An 825-nucleotide genomic window follows, 5' to 3' on the forward strand; every position below is an offset into this window, starting at 1 on the left:
GTTGAGCAGTTCAACCTCGACGAGTTTGAGTGATTCAACATCATTGAGTAACTCAACTTCAACGAGTTTGTCAGACTCAACATCGTTGAGTGGATCGACTTCGACAAGTTTGAGCAACTCGACATCAACGAGCTTGTCAAACTCAACATCGTTGAGTGGATCAACTTCAACAAGTTTGTCAGACTCGACGTCATTGAGTAACTCAACTTCAACAAGTTTGAGCAACTCGACGTCATTGAGTAACTCGACTTCAACGAGTTTGAGTGATTCAACATCATTGAGCAGTTCAACTTCGACAAGTTTGAGTGATTCAACATCATTGAGCAGTTCAACTTCGACAAGTTTGAGTGATTCAACATCATTGAGCAGTTCGACTTCAACGAGTTTGAGCAACTCGACGTCATTGAGTAACTCAACATCAACGAGCTTGTCAGACTCGACGTCATTGAGTAACTCAACATCAACGAGCTTGTCAGACTCAACGTCATTGAGTAACTCGACTTCAACGAGCTTGTCAGACTCAACGTCATTGAGTAACTCGACTTCAACGAGTTTGAGTAACTCGACTTCAACGAGTTTGAGCAACTCGACGTCATTGAGCAGCTCGACCTCAACAAGCTTGAGCAACTCAACGTCATTAAGTAACTCAACTTCAACAAGTTTGTCAGACTCAACATCGTTGAGCAGTTCAACCTCGACGAGTTTGAGTGATTCAACATCATTGAGTAACTCAACTTCAACGAGTTTGTCAGACTCAACATCGTTGAGTGGATCGACTTCGACAAGTTTGAGCAACTCAACATCATTGAGTAACTCGACTTCAAC

At 42.5% G+C, this 825-nt stretch carries 1 protein-coding gene; it reads right to left on the reverse strand.

The features are described 5' to 3' along the window. Positions 1-825 (reverse strand): hypothetical protein (locus ESE_RS12320; RefSeq protein WP_010375435.1); only part of this gene is annotated, 825 nt, incomplete at both ends.

This window comes from Weissella cibaria KACC 11862 (assembly GCF_000193635.1).
Lineage (GTDB): Bacteria > Bacillota > Bacilli > Lactobacillales > Lactobacillaceae > Weissella > Weissella cibaria.